This is a genomic window from Endozoicomonas sp. Z74, from assembly GCF_057680865.1.
In genome coordinates this window covers 1-16,942 of record NZ_JBLYZI010000024.1, presented here as the reverse complement: position 1 = coordinate 16,942, position 16,942 = coordinate 1, and the positions used below count along the sequence as shown (strand labels likewise).

13 protein-coding genes and 6 tRNA genes are annotated in these 16,942 nt (G+C 50.2%); 5 read left to right on the top strand and 14 right to left on the bottom strand.

What is annotated here, in order from left to right:
- Positions 1–136: 136 nt before the first annotated feature.
- The 3 genes from ACNRUY_RS09200 (at position 137) to ACNRUY_RS09190 (ending at position 5,706) form a co-directional block, all read left to right on the top strand.
- Positions 137–1,729, top strand: a complete 1,593-nt coding sequence (locus ACNRUY_RS09200) for a Na+/H+ antiporter NhaC family protein (protein WP_488111358.1) — start codon at positions 137–139, stop codon at positions 1,727–1,729.
- A gap of 73 nt (positions 1,730–1,802) precedes the next feature.
- Complete coding sequence (locus ACNRUY_RS09195; protein WP_488111357.1) at positions 1,803–2,228, top strand: CesT family type III secretion system chaperone; 426 nt, start codon at positions 1,803–1,805, stop codon at positions 2,226–2,228.
- A gap of 40 nt (positions 2,229–2,268) precedes the next feature.
- A complete protein-coding gene (locus ACNRUY_RS09190; RefSeq protein ID WP_488111356.1) occupies positions 2,269–5,706 on the top strand; it encodes a DUF4135 domain-containing protein in 3,438 nt (1,145 codons plus the stop codon).
- A 1-nt stretch (position 5,707) separates the two neighbouring features.
- Here ACNRUY_RS09190 and ACNRUY_RS09185 read toward each other — a convergent pair whose 3' ends face one another.
- From ACNRUY_RS09185 to sctD, 4 genes are read right to left on the bottom strand one after another with little or no spacing between them, the layout of a single operon-like run.
- Positions 5,708–6,082 carry a tetratricopeptide repeat protein gene (locus ACNRUY_RS09185; RefSeq protein ID WP_488111355.1) on the bottom strand — a complete coding sequence of 125 codons (375 nt, stop codon included), beginning with the start codon at positions 6,080–6,082 and terminating at the stop codon, positions 5,708–5,710.
- Between the two features lie 28 nt (positions 6,083–6,110).
- A complete protein-coding gene (locus ACNRUY_RS09180) occupies positions 6,111–6,380 on the bottom strand; it encodes an EscF/YscF/HrpA family type III secretion system needle major subunit (RefSeq protein ID WP_488111354.1) in 270 nt (89 codons plus the stop codon).
- Positions 6,381–6,394: 14 nt separating this feature from the next.
- Positions 6,395–6,655: a hypothetical protein gene (locus ACNRUY_RS09175; protein WP_488111353.1), complete on the bottom strand. Its 261-nt coding sequence runs from the start codon at positions 6,653–6,655 to the stop codon at positions 6,395–6,397.
- Positions 6,633–8,096 (bottom strand): type III secretion system inner membrane ring subunit SctD, encoded by a 1,464-nt coding sequence (gene sctD, locus ACNRUY_RS09170; RefSeq protein WP_488111352.1) that lies wholly within the window; start codon positions 8,094–8,096, stop codon positions 6,633–6,635. Before sctD ends, ACNRUY_RS09175 begins: the two co-directional genes overlap by 23 nt.
- A gap of 311 nt (positions 8,097–8,407) precedes the next feature.
- On the opposite strand from sctD, the gene ACNRUY_RS09165 reads away from it, so the two are divergent.
- Positions 8,408–10,108 carry an AMP-binding protein gene (locus ACNRUY_RS09165; RefSeq protein ID WP_488111351.1) on the top strand — a complete coding sequence of 567 codons (1,701 nt, stop codon included), beginning with the start codon at positions 8,408–8,410 and terminating at the stop codon, positions 10,106–10,108.
- 122 nt (positions 10,109–10,230) lie between these two features.
- Here the strand turns inward: ACNRUY_RS09165 and ACNRUY_RS09160 are convergent, their stop codons facing one another.
- The 10 genes from ACNRUY_RS09160 to acs form a co-directional block, all read right to left on the bottom strand.
- Positions 10,231–10,629: a hypothetical protein gene (locus ACNRUY_RS09160; protein WP_488111350.1), complete on the bottom strand. Its 399-nt coding sequence runs from the start codon at positions 10,627–10,629 to the stop codon at positions 10,231–10,233.
- Between the two features lie 137 nt (positions 10,630–10,766).
- Positions 10,767–11,345 carry a DJ-1 family glyoxalase III gene (locus ACNRUY_RS09155; RefSeq protein WP_488111349.1) on the bottom strand — a complete coding sequence of 193 codons (579 nt, stop codon included), beginning with the start codon at positions 11,343–11,345 and terminating at the stop codon, positions 10,767–10,769.
- Between the two features lie 245 nt (positions 11,346–11,590).
- Positions 11,591–12,493, bottom strand: coding sequence for a patatin-like phospholipase family protein (locus tag ACNRUY_RS09150; protein WP_488111348.1), 903 nt, complete (start codon positions 12,491–12,493; stop codon positions 11,591–11,593).
- Between the two features lie 156 nt (positions 12,494–12,649).
- Positions 12,650–12,726: transfer RNA gene (locus tag ACNRUY_RS09145), tRNA-Met, on the bottom strand.
- A 48-nt stretch (positions 12,727–12,774) separates the two neighbouring features.
- A tRNA-Met gene (locus tag ACNRUY_RS09140) sits at positions 12,775–12,851 on the bottom strand.
- 49 nt (positions 12,852–12,900) lie between these two features.
- Positions 12,901–12,977, bottom strand: a tRNA-Met gene (locus ACNRUY_RS09135).
- A gap of 49 nt (positions 12,978–13,026) precedes the next feature.
- A tRNA-Met gene (locus ACNRUY_RS09130) sits at positions 13,027–13,103 on the bottom strand.
- Positions 13,104–13,152: 49 nt separating this feature from the next.
- A tRNA-Met gene (locus ACNRUY_RS09125) sits at positions 13,153–13,229 on the bottom strand.
- Positions 13,230–13,269: 40 nt separating this feature from the next.
- Positions 13,270–13,346, bottom strand: a tRNA-Met gene (locus ACNRUY_RS09120).
- 132 nt (positions 13,347–13,478) lie between these two features.
- On the bottom strand, positions 13,479–15,428 hold the full coding sequence (acs, locus tag ACNRUY_RS09115; RefSeq protein WP_488111347.1) for an acetate--CoA ligase: 1,950 nt from the start codon (positions 15,426–15,428) through the stop codon (positions 13,479–13,481).
- Between the two features lie 244 nt (positions 15,429–15,672).
- Here acs and ACNRUY_RS09110 point away from each other — a divergent pair, with 244 nt between their 5' ends.
- Positions 15,673–16,725: a hypothetical protein gene (locus ACNRUY_RS09110; RefSeq protein WP_488111346.1), complete on the top strand. Its 1,053-nt coding sequence runs from the start codon at positions 15,673–15,675 to the stop codon at positions 16,723–16,725.
- Positions 16,726–16,942: the final 217 nt, after the last annotated feature.

The following is a 16,942-nucleotide window of genomic DNA, read 5'->3' as shown; positions in this document are numbered from 1 at the left end:
GCAACTTTGTGCTGATTCCAGCACAGGTCTCCTCCATGTACACCTGCCTCCTGATCCAAATACAAAAGGCTTATTCATCCTGAGGGGGTCCGCTGATTCTCATGGTGATGAATAACCCATAAGCGAGATCAGTTTTATGGAATTTTCGAGTTTCAGTGATTCGTCGTTATCATTGCTGGCGCCAGCGGTTGCCATTGTCCTTGCGGTAGTGACCCGCAAGGTTCTCTGGTCCCTGGGGGCGGGTATTCTAACGGGCAGCATGCTGCTGACCGGCTTTAATCCTCTGGCAACCCTGTCTTATGTTGCCCAGGCATTGGTGGGGGTGTTCTGGGATGAAGGCCTCAATCTGAGCAATATTTATATTCTGCTGTTTCTGGTGGTTCTGGGTATCCTGACCAGCCTGATCAGTATTTCCGGGGGGGCAAAGGCCTTTGGGGAGTGGGCCCGGAAAAGAGTCAAGAGCCGCCAGGGGTCCCAGTTATTAACGGTTGTTCTAGGGGTGATCATTTTCATCGATGACTACTTTAACAGCCTTGCCGTGGGCAGTATCAGCCGTCCCCTGACCGATCGCCACCGTGTTTCCCGGGCCAAGCTGGCCTACCTGATCGATTCAACCGCAGCTCCCATTTGTGTGATTACCCCTATTTCCAGCTGGGGGGCTTATATTATTGCCCTGATTGGCACGATCATGGCCAGTCACGGTCTGGATGGCGGCAGCCCGATATCTTCGTTCCTGTCCATGGTGCCCATGAACCTATATGCGGTATTTGCACTGGCACTGGTCTTGTGTACAGCCTCAATGGATTTAAATGTGGGTCCAATGAAGACCCATGAGAATAATGCCATGGCCGGGGTGCTGTTTGATCACAACAAGGGCAACCCTCCCGGTGCTCCCAGCCTGGAGGAGGATCCTAATGGTCAAGTGTCTGACCTGGTTTCGCCCATTGTTATGCTGGTGTTGGCCACCCTGGCGGCCATGATCTGGACTGGACAGCAGGCCCTTGCGGGAGAGGATTTGCCTTTCTCTATTCTGGGCGCCTTTGAAAACACCGATGTGACGTTATCCCTGATCACGGGCGGGTTAATTGGACTGGTGTTTACTGCTGGCAGGTTGATTTCCAGGCGTATTACTGGTGCCGTCTGGAAGAAAGCGTTTGTTGAAGGTGGGCGCTCAATGATGCCTGCTATTTATATTCTGGTGCTGGCCTGGATGCTGACCGGGATTATCGGTGAGCTGGAAACTGGCAAATATCTGGCAGGGCTGGTGGGTGACAGTATTTCTCCCAGCTTTCTGCCTCTGATTCTGTTTGTTGTATCGGGCATAATGGCGTTTGCTACGGGTACCAGCTGGGGAACCTTCGGGATTATGTTGCCGATTGCCGGTGATATGGCTGCCGCTGCTGAAATCTCCATGATGCTGCCTATGTTGGCAGCCGTTCTGGCTGGGGCGGTGTTTGGTGATCATTGCTCACCGATTTCTGACACTACGATTCTCTCGTCTACGGGTGCTTCCTGCCATCATATGGATCATGTTAATACCCAGTTGCCTTATGCCCTCAGCATTGCGTTGGTAGCCATGGTGGGTTATCTGGTGATGGGTGTCAGCCATTCCGTTATGGCTGGATTTGTGGCGGCAGTGGTGGCTTTCATTATCACTATTCTTGTGTTCAGACGGCTTTCTGTCGTTAATGCTTCTGTGGCCACCACCCGTCCTCTGGCCGGAGAGTAGCTACACTGAACTGAAAGAGGGGTGGGGCAGGATACCCTCCCCTGTTCTTTTTTCCTGATGGAGCACGGATGCCATGAGCCTTGAAGCCCTGATGAAGACCTTTGCTGCCCAAAAGCAGATGGGTGAACTTGAATTCAGGAGTAACCGCTTTTACCTGACCGTGGACAGTCAGATGGAAGTGGCCTGTTTCCAGGCTAATGGCAAATTTTATGTTTATGGTGTCATTGCCGAGCTTCCCGAGGATGCCCGTCAGCGGGAAGACTTGCTTAAAGGTCTGCTCCAGAAAAACCTTGCCCTGTTAATGAGTGAAAGGGTGTCCCTTTGTATTGAGCCCGAACAAAGTGTGCTGGCGATCTATCTCTGCCGCCCTATGCAGGGATTGAATGTGGACAGTATTGAGACCTCCATTGCCACGTTGGTCAATAACTTTGAACTTTTCTTAAAGTGGGCCCACCAGAATAATATGTCTCCGCCTTCTTCCTTCATGATGATGCCCTAACAGATCGAGCAGAAAGTTCGATATACAGGGTATGTCTCTAATGAAAAAAAAGCCCGGTGGTTCACCGGCACAACAACCAGGCGTTCGCGGTTCCGTTTTTGGTTGCCTTTACAGGGCTTCTGAGCTGATCGGATATAACGGCCTTCGGCGCGCTAATGATGATTTTCTGAGAGCGGTGATTCGCTATAGCCGATTCAGGGAACTCCATATTTTCTGTGAGAAAGCCGCTCTGGATGCTGTGAAGGCAAGTTGGTCAGACTTTATCCGGCGCTATGGCAGCGACAAAAAGATTCATTTCCTCCCGGCCCATGAACTTTACCGCTATTTTTCCAGTACCCGGTACGAGGTGTTTCATCAGGGGGACCCCTATATTGGTCACCTGGCTTCCCTGCGAGACGCTTACAGCCGTGAACCCTTTCCATTGACAGGCAGGGCGCACACCCTGAGTACAGACAGTCACCTTTCCCGTTCCAGGGACCTGTTGTTGTCTCCGTTAAAAAGTTGTGATGCCATTCTGTGCAGCAGTCAGGCCCAGAAAAGGGTGATGAAGCGACTTCTGGCAGCAGCCAGTGCCAGTATTTCAGATCATATCGCTGTTGCCATTCCCTATAAGGGCGAGGTTGAGTTGTTGCCGCTGGCTGTTGAACCGGATGATGCCTATCAGGGAACGCAGTCCGAAGCCCGTGAGCAGCTGGGTTATCGAGTTGACGGAACCGTCATATTGACTCTGGGAAGAATCTCTCCTGGGGACAAAATGGATCTCCATCCATTGCTATTGGTGCTGAATGACCTGGTTGAGCAACATGGACACAGCGATGTCCTGCTGGTCATTGCCGGGGCAGGGGATGCCTCCCATGAGAGTGTTCAGTCTCTGTTAAAGCAGGCTTATGCGCTGAACCTTGAAAACAGTATCCGTTTTGAGCTGTCCATTGATGATGAGCGCAAGCGTTGGTTGTATGCAGCCTGCGATATTTTTATCTCTCTGGCGGAGAACATTCAGGAAAGCTTTGGCCTTGCCCCGCTGGAAGCCATGCTTCACGGTGCGCCGGTGGTCCTCTCTGACTGGAACGGATACTCAGAGCTGGTTCAGGACGGTCATAGCGGTTTTCTGATTCATACGCTTTCCGCTGACCATGATGGTTTGAGCCGCCCCGCTGGAGCCCTGGTTGGTAGCCAGGCTCATTTGATTCAGGCCCAGGGAACAGCGGTGAATTTGAGTCAGTGTGCTGAGGTGGTTCACCAGTTGTTAACCGATGACACCTTGTTACGGCAAGTAGCCGAACAGGGGCGGGAGCGGGTGCTGCAGAACTTCTGCTGGGAGCAGGTGGTAGAAAGCTACCATGAGCTTGGAAGTCGGCTGAATAAAGAAGCGGAACAGCTGTCCTGCGCCAGCGGTCGTCCTGTGGGGTTACCCTACCAGCAGGTGTTTGCCCATTACCCCAGCGAGCAAGTCAGTGATGAGATGATGTTCATTACCACGGATCGAGGCGTTCGCAGGCTGTTGAATTCCGAGCCAGGCTTTTTTTACTCCGAACTTGAGGGATTGCTGCAACCTGAACAGGTTAATCAGCTGGCGAATGCTTGTCTTTCAGGTTGTTCACTGGGAGAGTTAAAAAATCAATATTCTCATGGGGGAGGTGAGTCAAGCAGATTGGTTTTTACCCTTCTCTGGATGTGTAAGTATCAGTTGCTGGAGGCGGGTAAACCTCAAGGGCCTCCTCTGATTTCCCAGAGAGGGCTCGTCTTGTCGGATCAAGGCAAACTGCCACGGGAGCTGCTCAGTCAGATTCATTGTACTGAACCTCACCGCTTCAAGCTGGTTGAGCCGATTTTAGCCTGGTTTGACCATCTTTGTGCTCCGATGCATGGGCAGTCCGAAAATGTATGGTTGCGTGCTGGTCTGGTGAGTCATCTGGTATCTCACTTGGACGAGCAGCTGCTCCAGGCGATCGGATGGATCAGTAATGAGTTGGGTGTCAGTGGGTATGCGGATGTGCTGGATCATATTGTCAGCAAGGGAGGGGTGGAATACCTGGCAGCTGCTTACCCTCAATGGTACCGACTGAACCGTCGCATCATTGTGAGAACGCTCAGGGATAGCCGGCGGCTGTTCCGGCGTTTTTACCATGACCGTGACGCCGTTAATGGCCTCTTTGAAACCGTCTGGAGCCAGCCTGCCAATGAGATTGTCAGGGTCGCTTTTCCTTATGGTCACTCTCCCGGCTCAGTGGTTTTGCTTGAGCTCGATAATGGGGAGAATTTGATCTACAAAAACCGGGATGTGAGAATCGACTGCCATATCATTGGCTTTTCAGAGAGTCAGAACAATATCGCAGGCAGTATTAACCGCTGGCTGGGTGGAAAGCCCGGCGTACAAACCCACAGAATATTGCCAGGGGCTGATCAGGGGAACTACGGCTTTTGTGAATACGTTGCACCCCAAGGGAATGATGATCTCAGTGAAGAACAGGCAGCTGGCTATTATCAACAGCTGGGTGTGTTATCGGGTTTAGCCATATTGCTGGGCCTGGGAGACTTACATCACCGAAATCTGGTGTCGAACCAGGGACATCCCTACCTTATTGATGCGGAAGTGGCTTTCAGCCCACTGGTGATACGGGCATTTGAAGCTGAACTGGCCAACCCCCTGGTCGCTTTTGCCCGGGGAATGGAGGATTGCAGTCTTCAAAAGACGGGGATGAAGCATGGTCTGGAATCTTTCCACTACTGCTGGCTGAAGGCCTGTTCATACACTCTCGATGATGGCGAAGTAAGGTCTTCGACCCCTGAGCAATGTTGTCTCCACCAGAATAATCTTATCAGGGTGGGGGAGCGATCCAGTCTGGATTCGGTTCAGCCCCCTCTTGCTTCTTTATACGATGCCTTCATGGAGCAGGGAATACGGAACGTGATTGAGGTGGTCAGTGAGCACCCAGATGATTGGTCGGAGCTGCTGCGTCAATGCAAGGGCATGAAGGTCGGTCACCTGCCGCTTCTGGATCTTGAAAAAATACACTGGCAGAAGTGTGCTTTGATGACTTATCAAGGGTTTCAATCGTTTTCACAAAAACGGTTGAAAGGGTACTTTAATCGAATGGCCAGAAGGATCTGCTTGGGCGGTGAAGAAGTGCAGCACTGGGTGGAGCCGGAGTGGAAGGAGTCCTGTGGTGTGCTGGCGGATGCTGTTTCAAGGGCTTTGCTATCGGGTTCAGAACCCTATTTTGTCCGGGAGCTGGGTTGTTCTTCAGTCCAGATGCGAACCGTTCATGGTGGCAATGTGAAAGTGATTGAAGAGGATTATTTTCCATGTGATCCTGTGGATCGGGTCATGAGTCTGGTAATAAGAATGTCGGAAGATCCTGACGGTCGTGAGCAGTTTATTACGGTGCTGACGGCCATCTTTAAGCAGTGGTTGAATGAACAATTCCAACCGGGAATATCCCTGCCTGAAGCCCTCAGGGGGGAACAGCGAGGGTAGTTTATTTTTGGTGGATATTGCTCAGAAGTTCTCTGGCCATCAGAGCGGTTTCCTGGTCATCGTTATCGGTGAGAGGGGAAAGGTAGTCTTCACTTTCCTTGTTTCTGCCCTCAAACATTAACGCCATGCCAATAAAAGCCTTGATAGCAGGGTGGTCGGGGTGTCTGGCCAGGCCTTCCTTATGGAGAATATCGATGGCCTCCTGGTGACGCTTACGGTTCATGAATTCAAGGGCAAACCCGATGGTGCTCAGGGGGCTGTCAGGACGGGCCGCCTCAATGCCTGAAAAAATACCAAATGCGTGTTTGGGGAGTCCGGTTCCGCTGGCCATAAAGCCAATATCCGCCAGGGTTTTCAGAAGGTTGTCGTTAATCATTGTCCACGCTCTCCGCTCATAATCTTATTCAGAGTTTCTGAATGATGCTCTGGATGGTGTCCTTGATCGATTTGATAATACTGGAGCGAAGCCCTTCAACGATCATGTATTTGTTAAATTCAACCTGGAATTCCACCATGTCCTTGGTACTGTTCGGATCCATGGTGGCAACCTTGTTTTTCAGGGCTGCATCCAGGGCTTCAGCCTGGCTCCCGAAGGTTTCTGAGACCTTGTCGAAACTGAAGCTGGTGCTACCGGGCTGGTTGAATTGCTGGTTGTAGGTATCTTGATAGGACATGCCTCAACTCCTTTTCAGGCTTTCGAGTTTTTATGGTGTTGCTTCCAACTCTTATCGACCACTTCCATGGCGGCTACGACCGCGGTCAGCAGACTGTCAATTTTACTGAAGTCTTCTGGGGCGGCACCCTGGTCTTTCAGTGACTTCAGTCGTGCGGCTTCTGAAAAAAGCTCCTGAAGCAGTTGATCCCGATAGCTGCCATCACTGTCTTTGATCAGAAGCTCTTCCGTACTGGATAGATGAATCTTGTCATCATTTTTGGACTTGTCCGCCACGGTTCCCTCCAAGACGGTATTTGATTCGGTCAGTTCCGTTTGTTAATAAAAGATACTCAAGGTTAATATCTTCAATTATATACCCGTTGGAGAGTTTTGCTCCGATCAGGTATTTGGAACCATCAACCAGGACAACATAGGGGACTTTTCCCATACTGATACCGCGAATATTCAGTGAGGGCAGAACAATCTGGTTATTTTCATTGGCTATTGGAGCGCCTGCGTATTTCGTTGATAAGATAACCGCCGGTTTATTGGCGTAGCGCTTCCTGAAACGCCTGACCAGTTCCTGCAGGTCGTAGACCTGGCCTTCATCCAGGAGATGGCCTTTCAGAGTGACCGTGTCTGCCCGGACAATAGCCTGGATCCGTGGGCTGAGCCCTTTTTCCCGAATCATGGATTTCAGTGTATTCACTCTGCCGACCTGGTTTTCTACCTGGTCAACCACAGAAACAAGGCCGTGAATTTCCTGCTTTAACGCGGCGATAATGCGCTCAAGCTCTTCAGATGTGGCGACATACCCTGTTAAAACCAGGGATCCCGCAGTGTTATCCAGTTCGAGGCTGAGCTTTTCATAACCCAGGCTTTTCAGCAGCGTTTCTGCATAGGATCGCATTTCACTCATTGCCACGACTTGGGAATTGAAGGGGATGCCTCTGGTTCTCAGGAGTTTGTGCAGTTCACTCTTTTCTTCAATGGTGGTGGTATACCCGGTGATCAGCAAACTCTGGTCCGGCTGCTGTTTGAACTTGATGTCTTTGAGTTTCAGTTCTTTCCGGGCCCGCTCTGCTTGTTCAATTGTGCCCGGTGTATCTGGCTCTGGTTCAGCGGGGGGAGAGGGAAGTATTAGCAGTAGCAATAAAATGATACTGACAATGCCCAAAGGAATAGCGAGTAACCATTTAGGGTTCAGCCTTTCGAACAGTGAGCTTTCACCATCATCGTCCTCGTATTCATACTCCTCATTTTCTTCACTTTCATCGTCGTCTTCTTCATCTGACAGTGTGTTTTCAAAATCCGGGGAAATCAGTTCCTCTTCGCTCTGTTCAGTATCGCCATCATCGGAGGGTTCGTTCTCTTCGGTTTCTTCTCCTCCTTCCGGACGCACCAGCTCAGGTAGAGGCAAGTCGGGCCACTGGGCATCCGAAGGGCCAAGGGCAAAGAACAGTCCGCTGGAAGTAAGGACGTCAAAGTGATTGCACTGAATGCTTGAGCCAGACGGGATTCCATTAAGATAGAGGGGGGTGTCCGGTGTGCTGGTTTGAACCTTCAGAGCGCCATCGGGGGATATCTCGATGATCAGCTCAATATCGTGGAGGCTTGCATCAGTCAGTACAAGGTCACAGTTATCGTCTGTACCTACAGAGTAGCGTCCGGGCTCCAGGGGAATTTCAGCACCAATATGGTTACCGGAGAGTATCTTCAGATAAAACTCAGTCATCACCGACCTCCCGGAAAAAGTCGGCCAAGGTGGCTTTGAATGGGTTTGAAAAGGGTATTAAGGCCAACATCCTGTTGAAGCATCCTGTCCGTGAACGATCCCTGAGGCGCTGCTGATCATGAATCCCCTTAAACATGGGCACCCATAAACCTAGGTTAAGGGAAATGCCCCCCGTTTGCCAGATGTCGGGTGATAATTAAAGGTAAATTAAGTGATTTTATGGCTGACGAGCAAGGAATTAAGAGGGTAGAATGGCCTTGGAAAGGCAAATGTCCTGTTAAAACAATCATAATAAAAGAGACGCTGTTGCTATGGATGCATCTTTCTGGAATGACAAAAGACCTGCTGGAGTCGATAGCACGATCAACCCAGACCAGTTCCCCAATGCTCTTGAAGTGGTCAATGGTTTTCTGGGCGAACACTCAGACCGGCCGGCCTTTACGGGCATTGGTCATACGATGACTTTCGCGGATATTGATCAGTACAGTCAGCAATTCGCCGCTTATCTGCAAAATTACACCACCCTTCAACCGGGTGACCGGATCGCTATTCAGATGCCCAATCTTCTGCAGTATCCCATCGCTGCCTATGGTGCAATGAGGGCGGGGTTAGTGATCGTCAACACCAATCCCCTGTATACGGCCAGGGAAATGCTTCACCAGTTCAAAGATTCCGGGGCAAAAGCGCTGGTTTTTATGGAGAACTTTGGTCATTTGGTTGAGGAGGTGGTTGCCGAGACGGGGATTGAGCATTTGATTGTGACCCGCCTGGGGGATATGGTGCCTGCACCGAAGCGCCAGGTGGTGAATTTTCTGGTGAAGCATGTGAAGAAAATGGTGCCTAAATACAAGCTTCCTCAAGCGGTGCCTTTTCTGTCGGCACTGAAGCAGGGGCGGGGCCAGTCTTATCAGCAACCTCCAGGGGCGAAGTTATCCGATCCGGCGGTTTTACAATATACCGGAGGCACAACCGGAGTCGCCAAGGGGGCCATTCTTACCCATCGAAACCTGGTGGCCAACATGCTTCAGTCGAAGTCGATGCTCTCCCAGGAAGATGAGCAGGGGCAGAAAGTTCTGGAGCCAGGACGGGAAATCCTTGTGGCTCCTCTACCCCTTTACCATATTTATGCCTTTACCGTGCATCTGTTGTGTATGCCGTTTATGGGGAATCACAGCGTTTTGATTGCCAACCCAAGGGATACCAACACCTTTATCAAATTCATCAAGCCCTGGCGTTTTACCGCTTTTATTGGTCTGAATACTTTATTTGTGAGTTTGTTGAATCATCCCAGGTTTAAGGAGTGCGACCTTTCCGGGTTAAAGTTGACGCTTTCCGGGGGGACTGCCCTGCAGGAGGCAACAGGAAAAAGGTGGCATAAGGAAACCGGGTGTGTTGTTTCTGAGGCTTATGGCCTGACTGAGTGCTCTCCGGCGGTCTGTATGAATCCTGCAGGAGATTTATCACAGCCCGGAACTGTGGGTCTGCCAATACCATCCACAGAGCTCAGAGTGGTTGATGAGCAGGGCAACGAGATGCCCCAGGGCGAAGCTGGAGAACTCTGTGTCAGAGGCCCCCAGGTGATGCCTGGCTACTGGCAGAGACCTGAGGCAACGGCGGAAGTGATTGATGAACAGGGCTGGCTGAAAACCGGAGATGTGGCCCTGATCCAGGAAGATGGTTATGTCCGGATCGTTGACCGGATTAAAGATATGATTCTGGTATCGGGTTTTAATGTTTATCCCAATGAAATAGAAGATGTGGTGGCTGGCCATCCCAAGGTTGAAAACTGCGCAGCCATTGGTGTGCCCGATGAAAACACCGGGGAGAAAGTCAAACTTTTCGCTGTCAAGGCGGATGACAGTCTGACCGAAGAGGAGTTGATCAGCTGGTCTCGCCAGTATCTTACGGCTTACAAGGTTCCCAAAAGTGTGGAGTTCCGCGATGAGCTGCCCATGACGCCCGTGGGCAAGATTCTTCGGAAAGACCTGCGCAGGGAAGTGCTTAAGGGCTGATTACTGCAGATGGGAGAGGTGGCCATGGATGGCCTTTCTTTGCGTCTTGAGGAAATGTTCTTCTAATCCACTTTTTAACTCACTGAGTGTTTTGTCCTTCAGAGTAAGAAAGCGGATAGCAGTCAGACAGACTGCTGATCGGAATTGGAAAAGTACCTCTGGACAATTTCCGGGTCGTCTTTAAGGGCATTCAGAGCTTCTTCAGACGTAACAGGGGTAATGCTGGTACGATGAAGTTTCATGCGCCGGATACTGGCATCGAACCAGAACCAGTGACCTTCTTCTGTGAGGCATAATGCTTTGGCATCGTACCGTGTGGAAGGAATCATGGGTAAAGGCATGGCGCTGACCAGTTGTTTTCTGACGACAGTGGCATCCTGGCAGGAATAAGTGACATTGTGATAAATGCGCTCAAACCGTGTAAACTCTCTGCCAATCATGCCATCCGCCATCCGGTCCTGTTTCTGGCTCAGGTAGTAAAGCGCAAATACGCTTATGGCTATCAGGAGAAAACTTTCCATTTTTGTACCTCTCAGGTTGATGCTCCAGGCCTCCATGCCTATTTCGGAAAACCCTTATTGCTATTCTACACGCTCTTTAAGGGTTGAGTTCAAGTGAAATTTCCATGAGAACCAGAGGGTTAAGCTTGAAAGCGTTTTCAGAGTGCCCAATCGGCAATCATCTGCTTAGCTATCGGCCGGTAAGTGTCTTTTCCATAGAGTGCATTAATTAATTTAAAGGAAAATCCCATGGCATTGCCGGGACCCTGGGCGGTGATCACCCGGTTTTTCTCATCGACGATAACTGGGTCTCCGGGGTGGGGAAGGGCGCCTTCGAGCTGATCCATGAAACTTGGGTAGCAGGTGGCGTGAACATTATCCAAAAGTCCATGGTGGGACAGAACCACAGCGGGTGCAGCACAGATTGCAGCGTACCATTTATGACTGGCCTTCTGAGCCAGCAGTAGCGTCGTCAGGTACTGGCACTCCCGCAGGTTTTCGGCACCAGGCATTCCCCCCGGCAGGGCGATCAGGTGATAAGGCTGATTGACACAGGCTTCTATATGAGTGTCGGCTGTTATTACAGTCCCTCTTGAAGCGGTGACAGTCAGGTTACCGTTAGCCTGGCAGCTGGCCACAGTGACCTCTGCGCTGGCTCTGCGCAATGTATCAATAATGGTAACCGCTTCAATTTCTTCACAGCCATCGGCGATGGGGACAAGAACCTTTCTGGGCATGACAGACCCCCTTTATTAACAGGCATTGGGTAGCGAACAACTCCGCCATCAACCGCCGGAATCTATGGTGATGGAAAACCGGGTGACAGAGGATTTAATCTAGCAGATGCTGGTGAGGCAGGGGGGATAATCAATTGCTTTCTGGTTGTTATTGTTAAGAGGTTATCATGCCGGGTTTTACAGAGGCTTTAATGCTTCAGGCTGAGCGGTCTTTTTTACTTTCTGGCTTATCAGCAAAGCACAATCTAGCGGTTAAATTGTTCTGCCAGGTTATACCCCTGTTGGTAGCCCTGATGGTAATCCGCTACCAGGAGATTTCGGTTTCGGGTGCTTCTTGTGGTTTTTAATGTGTTTTCCGGAGCCACTTGAATCAGCTCGACCCCCTGCTTTTCAAGGCTTTCAATGAATTCCGTGCTGGCATTGTAAAGCTGATGGTGTTGCCGAATCAGTTGGGCTATGGCTGGCTTGCGCCGGTTTTGCCAGGCTTGTACCTGGGCAGCAGCCGTGTTTTTTTTACGATGGGTGGATGGGCGGGTTCTTAAAAGGACGATTTTCCGGTAACCGTCTTCTACTGCCTTGTGAACAGGCAAGGGGTCAGAAAGGCTGCCATCCATCAGTCGGTGATCACCCAGTGATACCGGTCTTCGGTAAATCATGGGCAGTGCACTGCTGGCTTTCAGAGTGTCCATCAGTTCTTCCCTGGACGTTGAAGCGGTGATCTGTCGATAAATCGGCTGACCCGTGTCCATACAACTGGTTACAACGGTAAAGCTCCGTTGCTTAAGGGTTTCTCTGAAGCGTCGTAGATCCAGTGAATGCTGTAAGTTGATTTTTCGAAAGAACCAGTCCAGGTCGAACAGGCTGCCTCCTTTGAGGTGCCGTGACAGACTGATGAACTCCGGTGACAGACAAAGGCTGGTATACAGGTCAAGATTGCGACCCCGTTGACCGGCAATAAAAGAGCTGAGATTCAGTGCTCCGGCGGAAACACCATAATAGCCATCAAATGGATGAACCCGCTTGTCTTGAAAGGCATCCAGAACACCGGCAGTGAAAATTCCACGCATGCCTCCACCTTCAACCACAAGAGCGGTTTTTGGTTGGCTGTCATTATCATTGGGGTGGGGGGGGGCAGGAAGAATTGACACCAGCTTTTTTCTACCTTTAGTTAACTGGTAACAAGAAAAACTCGGACCTGGTCGTTGAATGAATCAGTCCGACAGCCTTGCTGATTGCCTCACTCTTTAAAACAATGGAAGGAGTGAATGACCTGGCTCTCAGTGTTGGCCTACTGGCAAAGAATTTGGTTGTGGGAGCCGGATTCGAACCAACGACCTTCGGGTTATGAGCCCGACGAGCTACCAGACTGCTCCATCCCGCGATAAATCTGTTCAGCTGATCTTCTGAAAAGTGCATCAACTGCTTAAACTGGTTGCGGGAGCCGGATTCGAACCAACGACCTTCGGGTTATGAGCCCGACGAGCTACCAGACTGCTCCATCCCGCGATAAATCTGTTCAGCTGATCTTCTGAAAAGTGCATCAACTGCTTAAAACTGGTTGCGGGAGCCGGATTCGAACCAACGACCTTCGGGTTATGAGCCCGACGAGCTACCAGACTGCTCCATCCCGCGATAAATCTGTTCAGCTGATCTTTCGAAAAGTGCATCAACTGCTTAAAACTGGTTGCGGGAGCCGGATTCGAACCAACGACCTTCGGGTTATGAGCCCGACGAGCTACCAGACTGCTCCATCCCGCGATAAATCTGTTCAGCTGATCTTTTGAAAAGTGCATCAACTGCTTAAAACTGGTTGCGGGAGCCGGATTCGAACCAACGACCTTCGGGTTATGAGCCCGACGAGCTACCAGACTGCTCCATCCCGCGACTAAAGCTGGACAGTAAAAAAACGTCAACTGTCAGAAATTGGTAGCGGGGGCCGGATTCGAACCGACGACCTTCGGGTTATGAGCCCGACGAGCTACCAGGCTGCTCCACCCCGCATCAAAAGAGAGGCGAATTATAGGGACGCTGGTTGTAATGTCAAGGGAAACCGTTGAGGTGAAAGGCTCAACCATTCCCGGATCCGCTGTAAAAGCCCGGGAATGGTCGTGTAAGTGAGAAGTAGAAGAAAGGTTAACTGGCGACAGAATGGTTCGCTATCAGCTGACTGACAACATCGGGGTCAGCAAGAGTTGAAGTATCCCCCAGACTTTCATGCTCACCCGCTGCGATCTTCCGGAGTATCCGTCGCATGATTTTCCCGGATCGGGTTTTTGGTAGACCGGGAGCCCATTGGATGATGTCCGGGGTAGCGATAGGGCCAATTTCTTTCCTGACCCACTGCTTGAGACTGCTTTTCAGCTCTTCGCTGGTTTCGGTCCCCGAGTTGAGAGTGACGTAGACATAGATCCCCTGACCCTTGATTTCATGGGGGAAACCTACAACCGCGGCTTCTGCTACCTGGTTATGGGCTACCATGGCGGACTCAATCTCTGCGGTTCCCATCCGATGCCCGGAGACATTGATAACATCATCAACCCGGCCGGTAATCCAGTAATAACCGTCTTCATCACGGCGGGCTCCATCGCCGGTGGTATACATCCCCTTGAAGGTTGAGAAGTAGGTCTGGATAAACCGGTCATGATCACCGTAGACCGTTCTGGCCTGACCGGGCCAGCTGTCAAGAATGACCAGGTTGCCTTCTCCCGGGCCATGAATCAGACGGCCCATGTTGTCCACCAGGGCGGGCTGTACTCCAAAGAATGGACGGGCGGCAGAGCCCGGCTTAAGGTCTGTGGCTCCGGGCAACGGGGTCAGCATCGCGGCACCGGTCTCTGTCTGCCACCAGGTATCAACAATGGGACAGCGCTCCTCGCCTACGGTTTTGTAGTACCAGCTCCAGGCTTCCGGATTAATGGGTTCCCCTACGGTTCCCAGCAGACGGAGGCTTTTTCGGCTGGTTCCTATCACGGAGCGGTCGCCTTCAGCCATCAGTGCCCGGATGGCGGTTGGGGCAATATAAAGGATATTGACGTTGTGCCTGTCAACGATTTTGCTGATGCGGTTGGTCTCAGGATAGTTCGGTAATCCTTCATGCATGACGATGGTTGCGCCATTAAGGAGTGGGCCATAGGTGACATAAGAATGACCAGTGATCCAGCCCACATCCGCGTTGCACCAGAACACTTCTCCAGGCTTGTAGTCAAAGACGTATTCATGGGTCATTGAGGCATACACCAGATAGCCCCCGGTGGTGTGAAGAACCCCTTTGGGTTTTCCGGTAGAGCCGGAGGTATAAAGAATAAACAATGGGTCTTCCGCCTTCATCTCCCGGGCTTCACAGTGGGGAGAGGAAAGGGCTGTCAGCTCCTGCCATCCCACATCCCGGTGGTGGTGCCAGGCAATATCAGCCCCGGTGTGACGATAGACTATGACCTTTTCAATGCTGCGGATATCCGGGTGGGTCAGGGCTTCATCGACATTGGCTTTGAGGGATACCTTACGCCCCCCGCGTACACCTTCATCGGCAGTAACGACGATTTTGGCATTGGAATCAATGATGCGACCGGCCAGGGCTTCTGGAGAAAATCCCCCAAAAACCACCGAATGAATGGCTCCAATCCGGCTGCAGGCCAGCATGGCGACGGTGGCTTCAACCACCATTGGCATGTAGATGGCCACCACATCCCCTTTTCGGACCCCCTGGCTTTTCAGGGCATTGGCAAACCGGCAGACCTGTTCATGGAGCTCTCTGTAAGTGACTTTTCTGGCTTCACCTTCCTCATCGGGCTCCCAGATAATGGCTACCTGGTCCCCTCGTTCTTCAAGGTGGCGGTCCAGGCAGTTCCATGAAGCATTGGTGGTGCCATCGTAAAACCAGTTGACACTGACGAAGTGCTCATCAAAGGAAACCTTGCGGACTTTGTTAAAGGGGGTGAACCAGTCTATTCGTTGACCGTGTTCCCGCCAGAAACCCTCGGGGTTGATAATGGATTGCTGATACATTTCCTGGTATTGATCATTGTCCACCAGGGTCTGCTCTTTGGCTTCAGGTTTTACCGGGTATACGGAGATATCGGTCATTCTTGACCCCCTGTCATTGTTATTGTTATGGCTCTCGTCCAGTGTAGGACTGTGATCTATTTAAGCTGCAGTATAAAAATTGTACAGCGCTATTGTGCCTGATTGTTGGGGGAATGAAACCCCTTGTAAGCGTCATAAGACGTGTGTTTTTGCCTGTTGTCAGTCTACTTTTATTCTCAGTGCCGGGTATTAGACCTTGGTCGAATAACGGCTGTTGACAATGCGGATATGGGAGATTCCAGTTATGTCTATCCTTCGGATCCATCCTACTGATGGAGGTTTTAAGAAAAAGTGGGCTATAACTTTCTTTCTGTTTTTCATTTTTTTAACGCCTTCTAATAAGGGGTTAGCTGAAGAGGTTAGTGGGTTTAGACTGCTTTTTTATATTGAAAAAGAGTTAGCCAAAGGTCTGTTTTCATTCGCACCGGTTTGGGTTTATTACATTCGACCTAAGTTGTTCAGTTTATTGCCTGCTGGGGAAAAGGCAGTTAAACCGGCCCTTATTTCAACCAGTAGCACGAATTACTCTTTAGATGGGGCGAGTTTAGAGCCTTTGAGAAGTGAAAGAAAAGGGGGGGCAGTATTCGGTATAAAATGTGAATTTGATGGAGAAAAGGTAATAGGTGGGGTTCTATCTGTCTGGAATAGAGCGGTATTATTTCAGAATGGGGTTGGAGGTTATTCAATGCCTTTTGAAGAAATGACTGTTCTCCCATTTTCTAGCAATAGAACGGGGCATAAATACTATCCATTACCCCTTTTGGATGCCGAAAGTGATGTATTTGATCAGCTTGATCCTCGTGAAAGTATGATAACTCGCCTGGCTACTATAAAATACAGAATTCGTATGCAGGAAAATATTGACCAGAAAGTGATTGCAATACAGAAATACATCCTGCAAGTTCAGGCATTTTATGCTGACGGCTTTAATTGGATGCTCTATGGTACGGGGTTGTCGGATGAGGATGTAGTTAGAATTTATCATCAGATCTTTGTTTCTCTGTTTGAACGATATATAGATACCGGTGAATCATGCCTGTTGATGGTTTTAAAAGATGTTTTTGCCAGCTTGGCTAGAGCCAAAATGTCATTGGCAGTTGAGGAGTTTTTTAGATTTTTGTCAAAAAAGAACTCTTCTTCCAGCAGGGGTATGGAGGAACTATTAGAGGGCGTTTTGGTAGAATTGCTGGTTATATTGGATGGCCAAGTAAGTGAATTAATGAAAGATGAAAAAGAAGGTTCGAGTTCAATTATGGTCGCGATTATGTATGGAATGCTTGTGGAAAAGCGAGAGTAATTGATGGGGCAGTGAAACTGTCCCGCTTGTTTTGATTTTCGGCCTCTTCTTTTTGGAAGTGTAACTTCCTTTTCAGGACTACTCATTACTTGCATTAGTTCAGATCTGATCTGACAATTCCCTCTTCAAAAAAGGGAAGGGTTACCGATTTAGATAGAGGGTGAAATCACTGAAATCTAAATCGTAAAAAGGTAACCCTTATGATTCATACTAATCA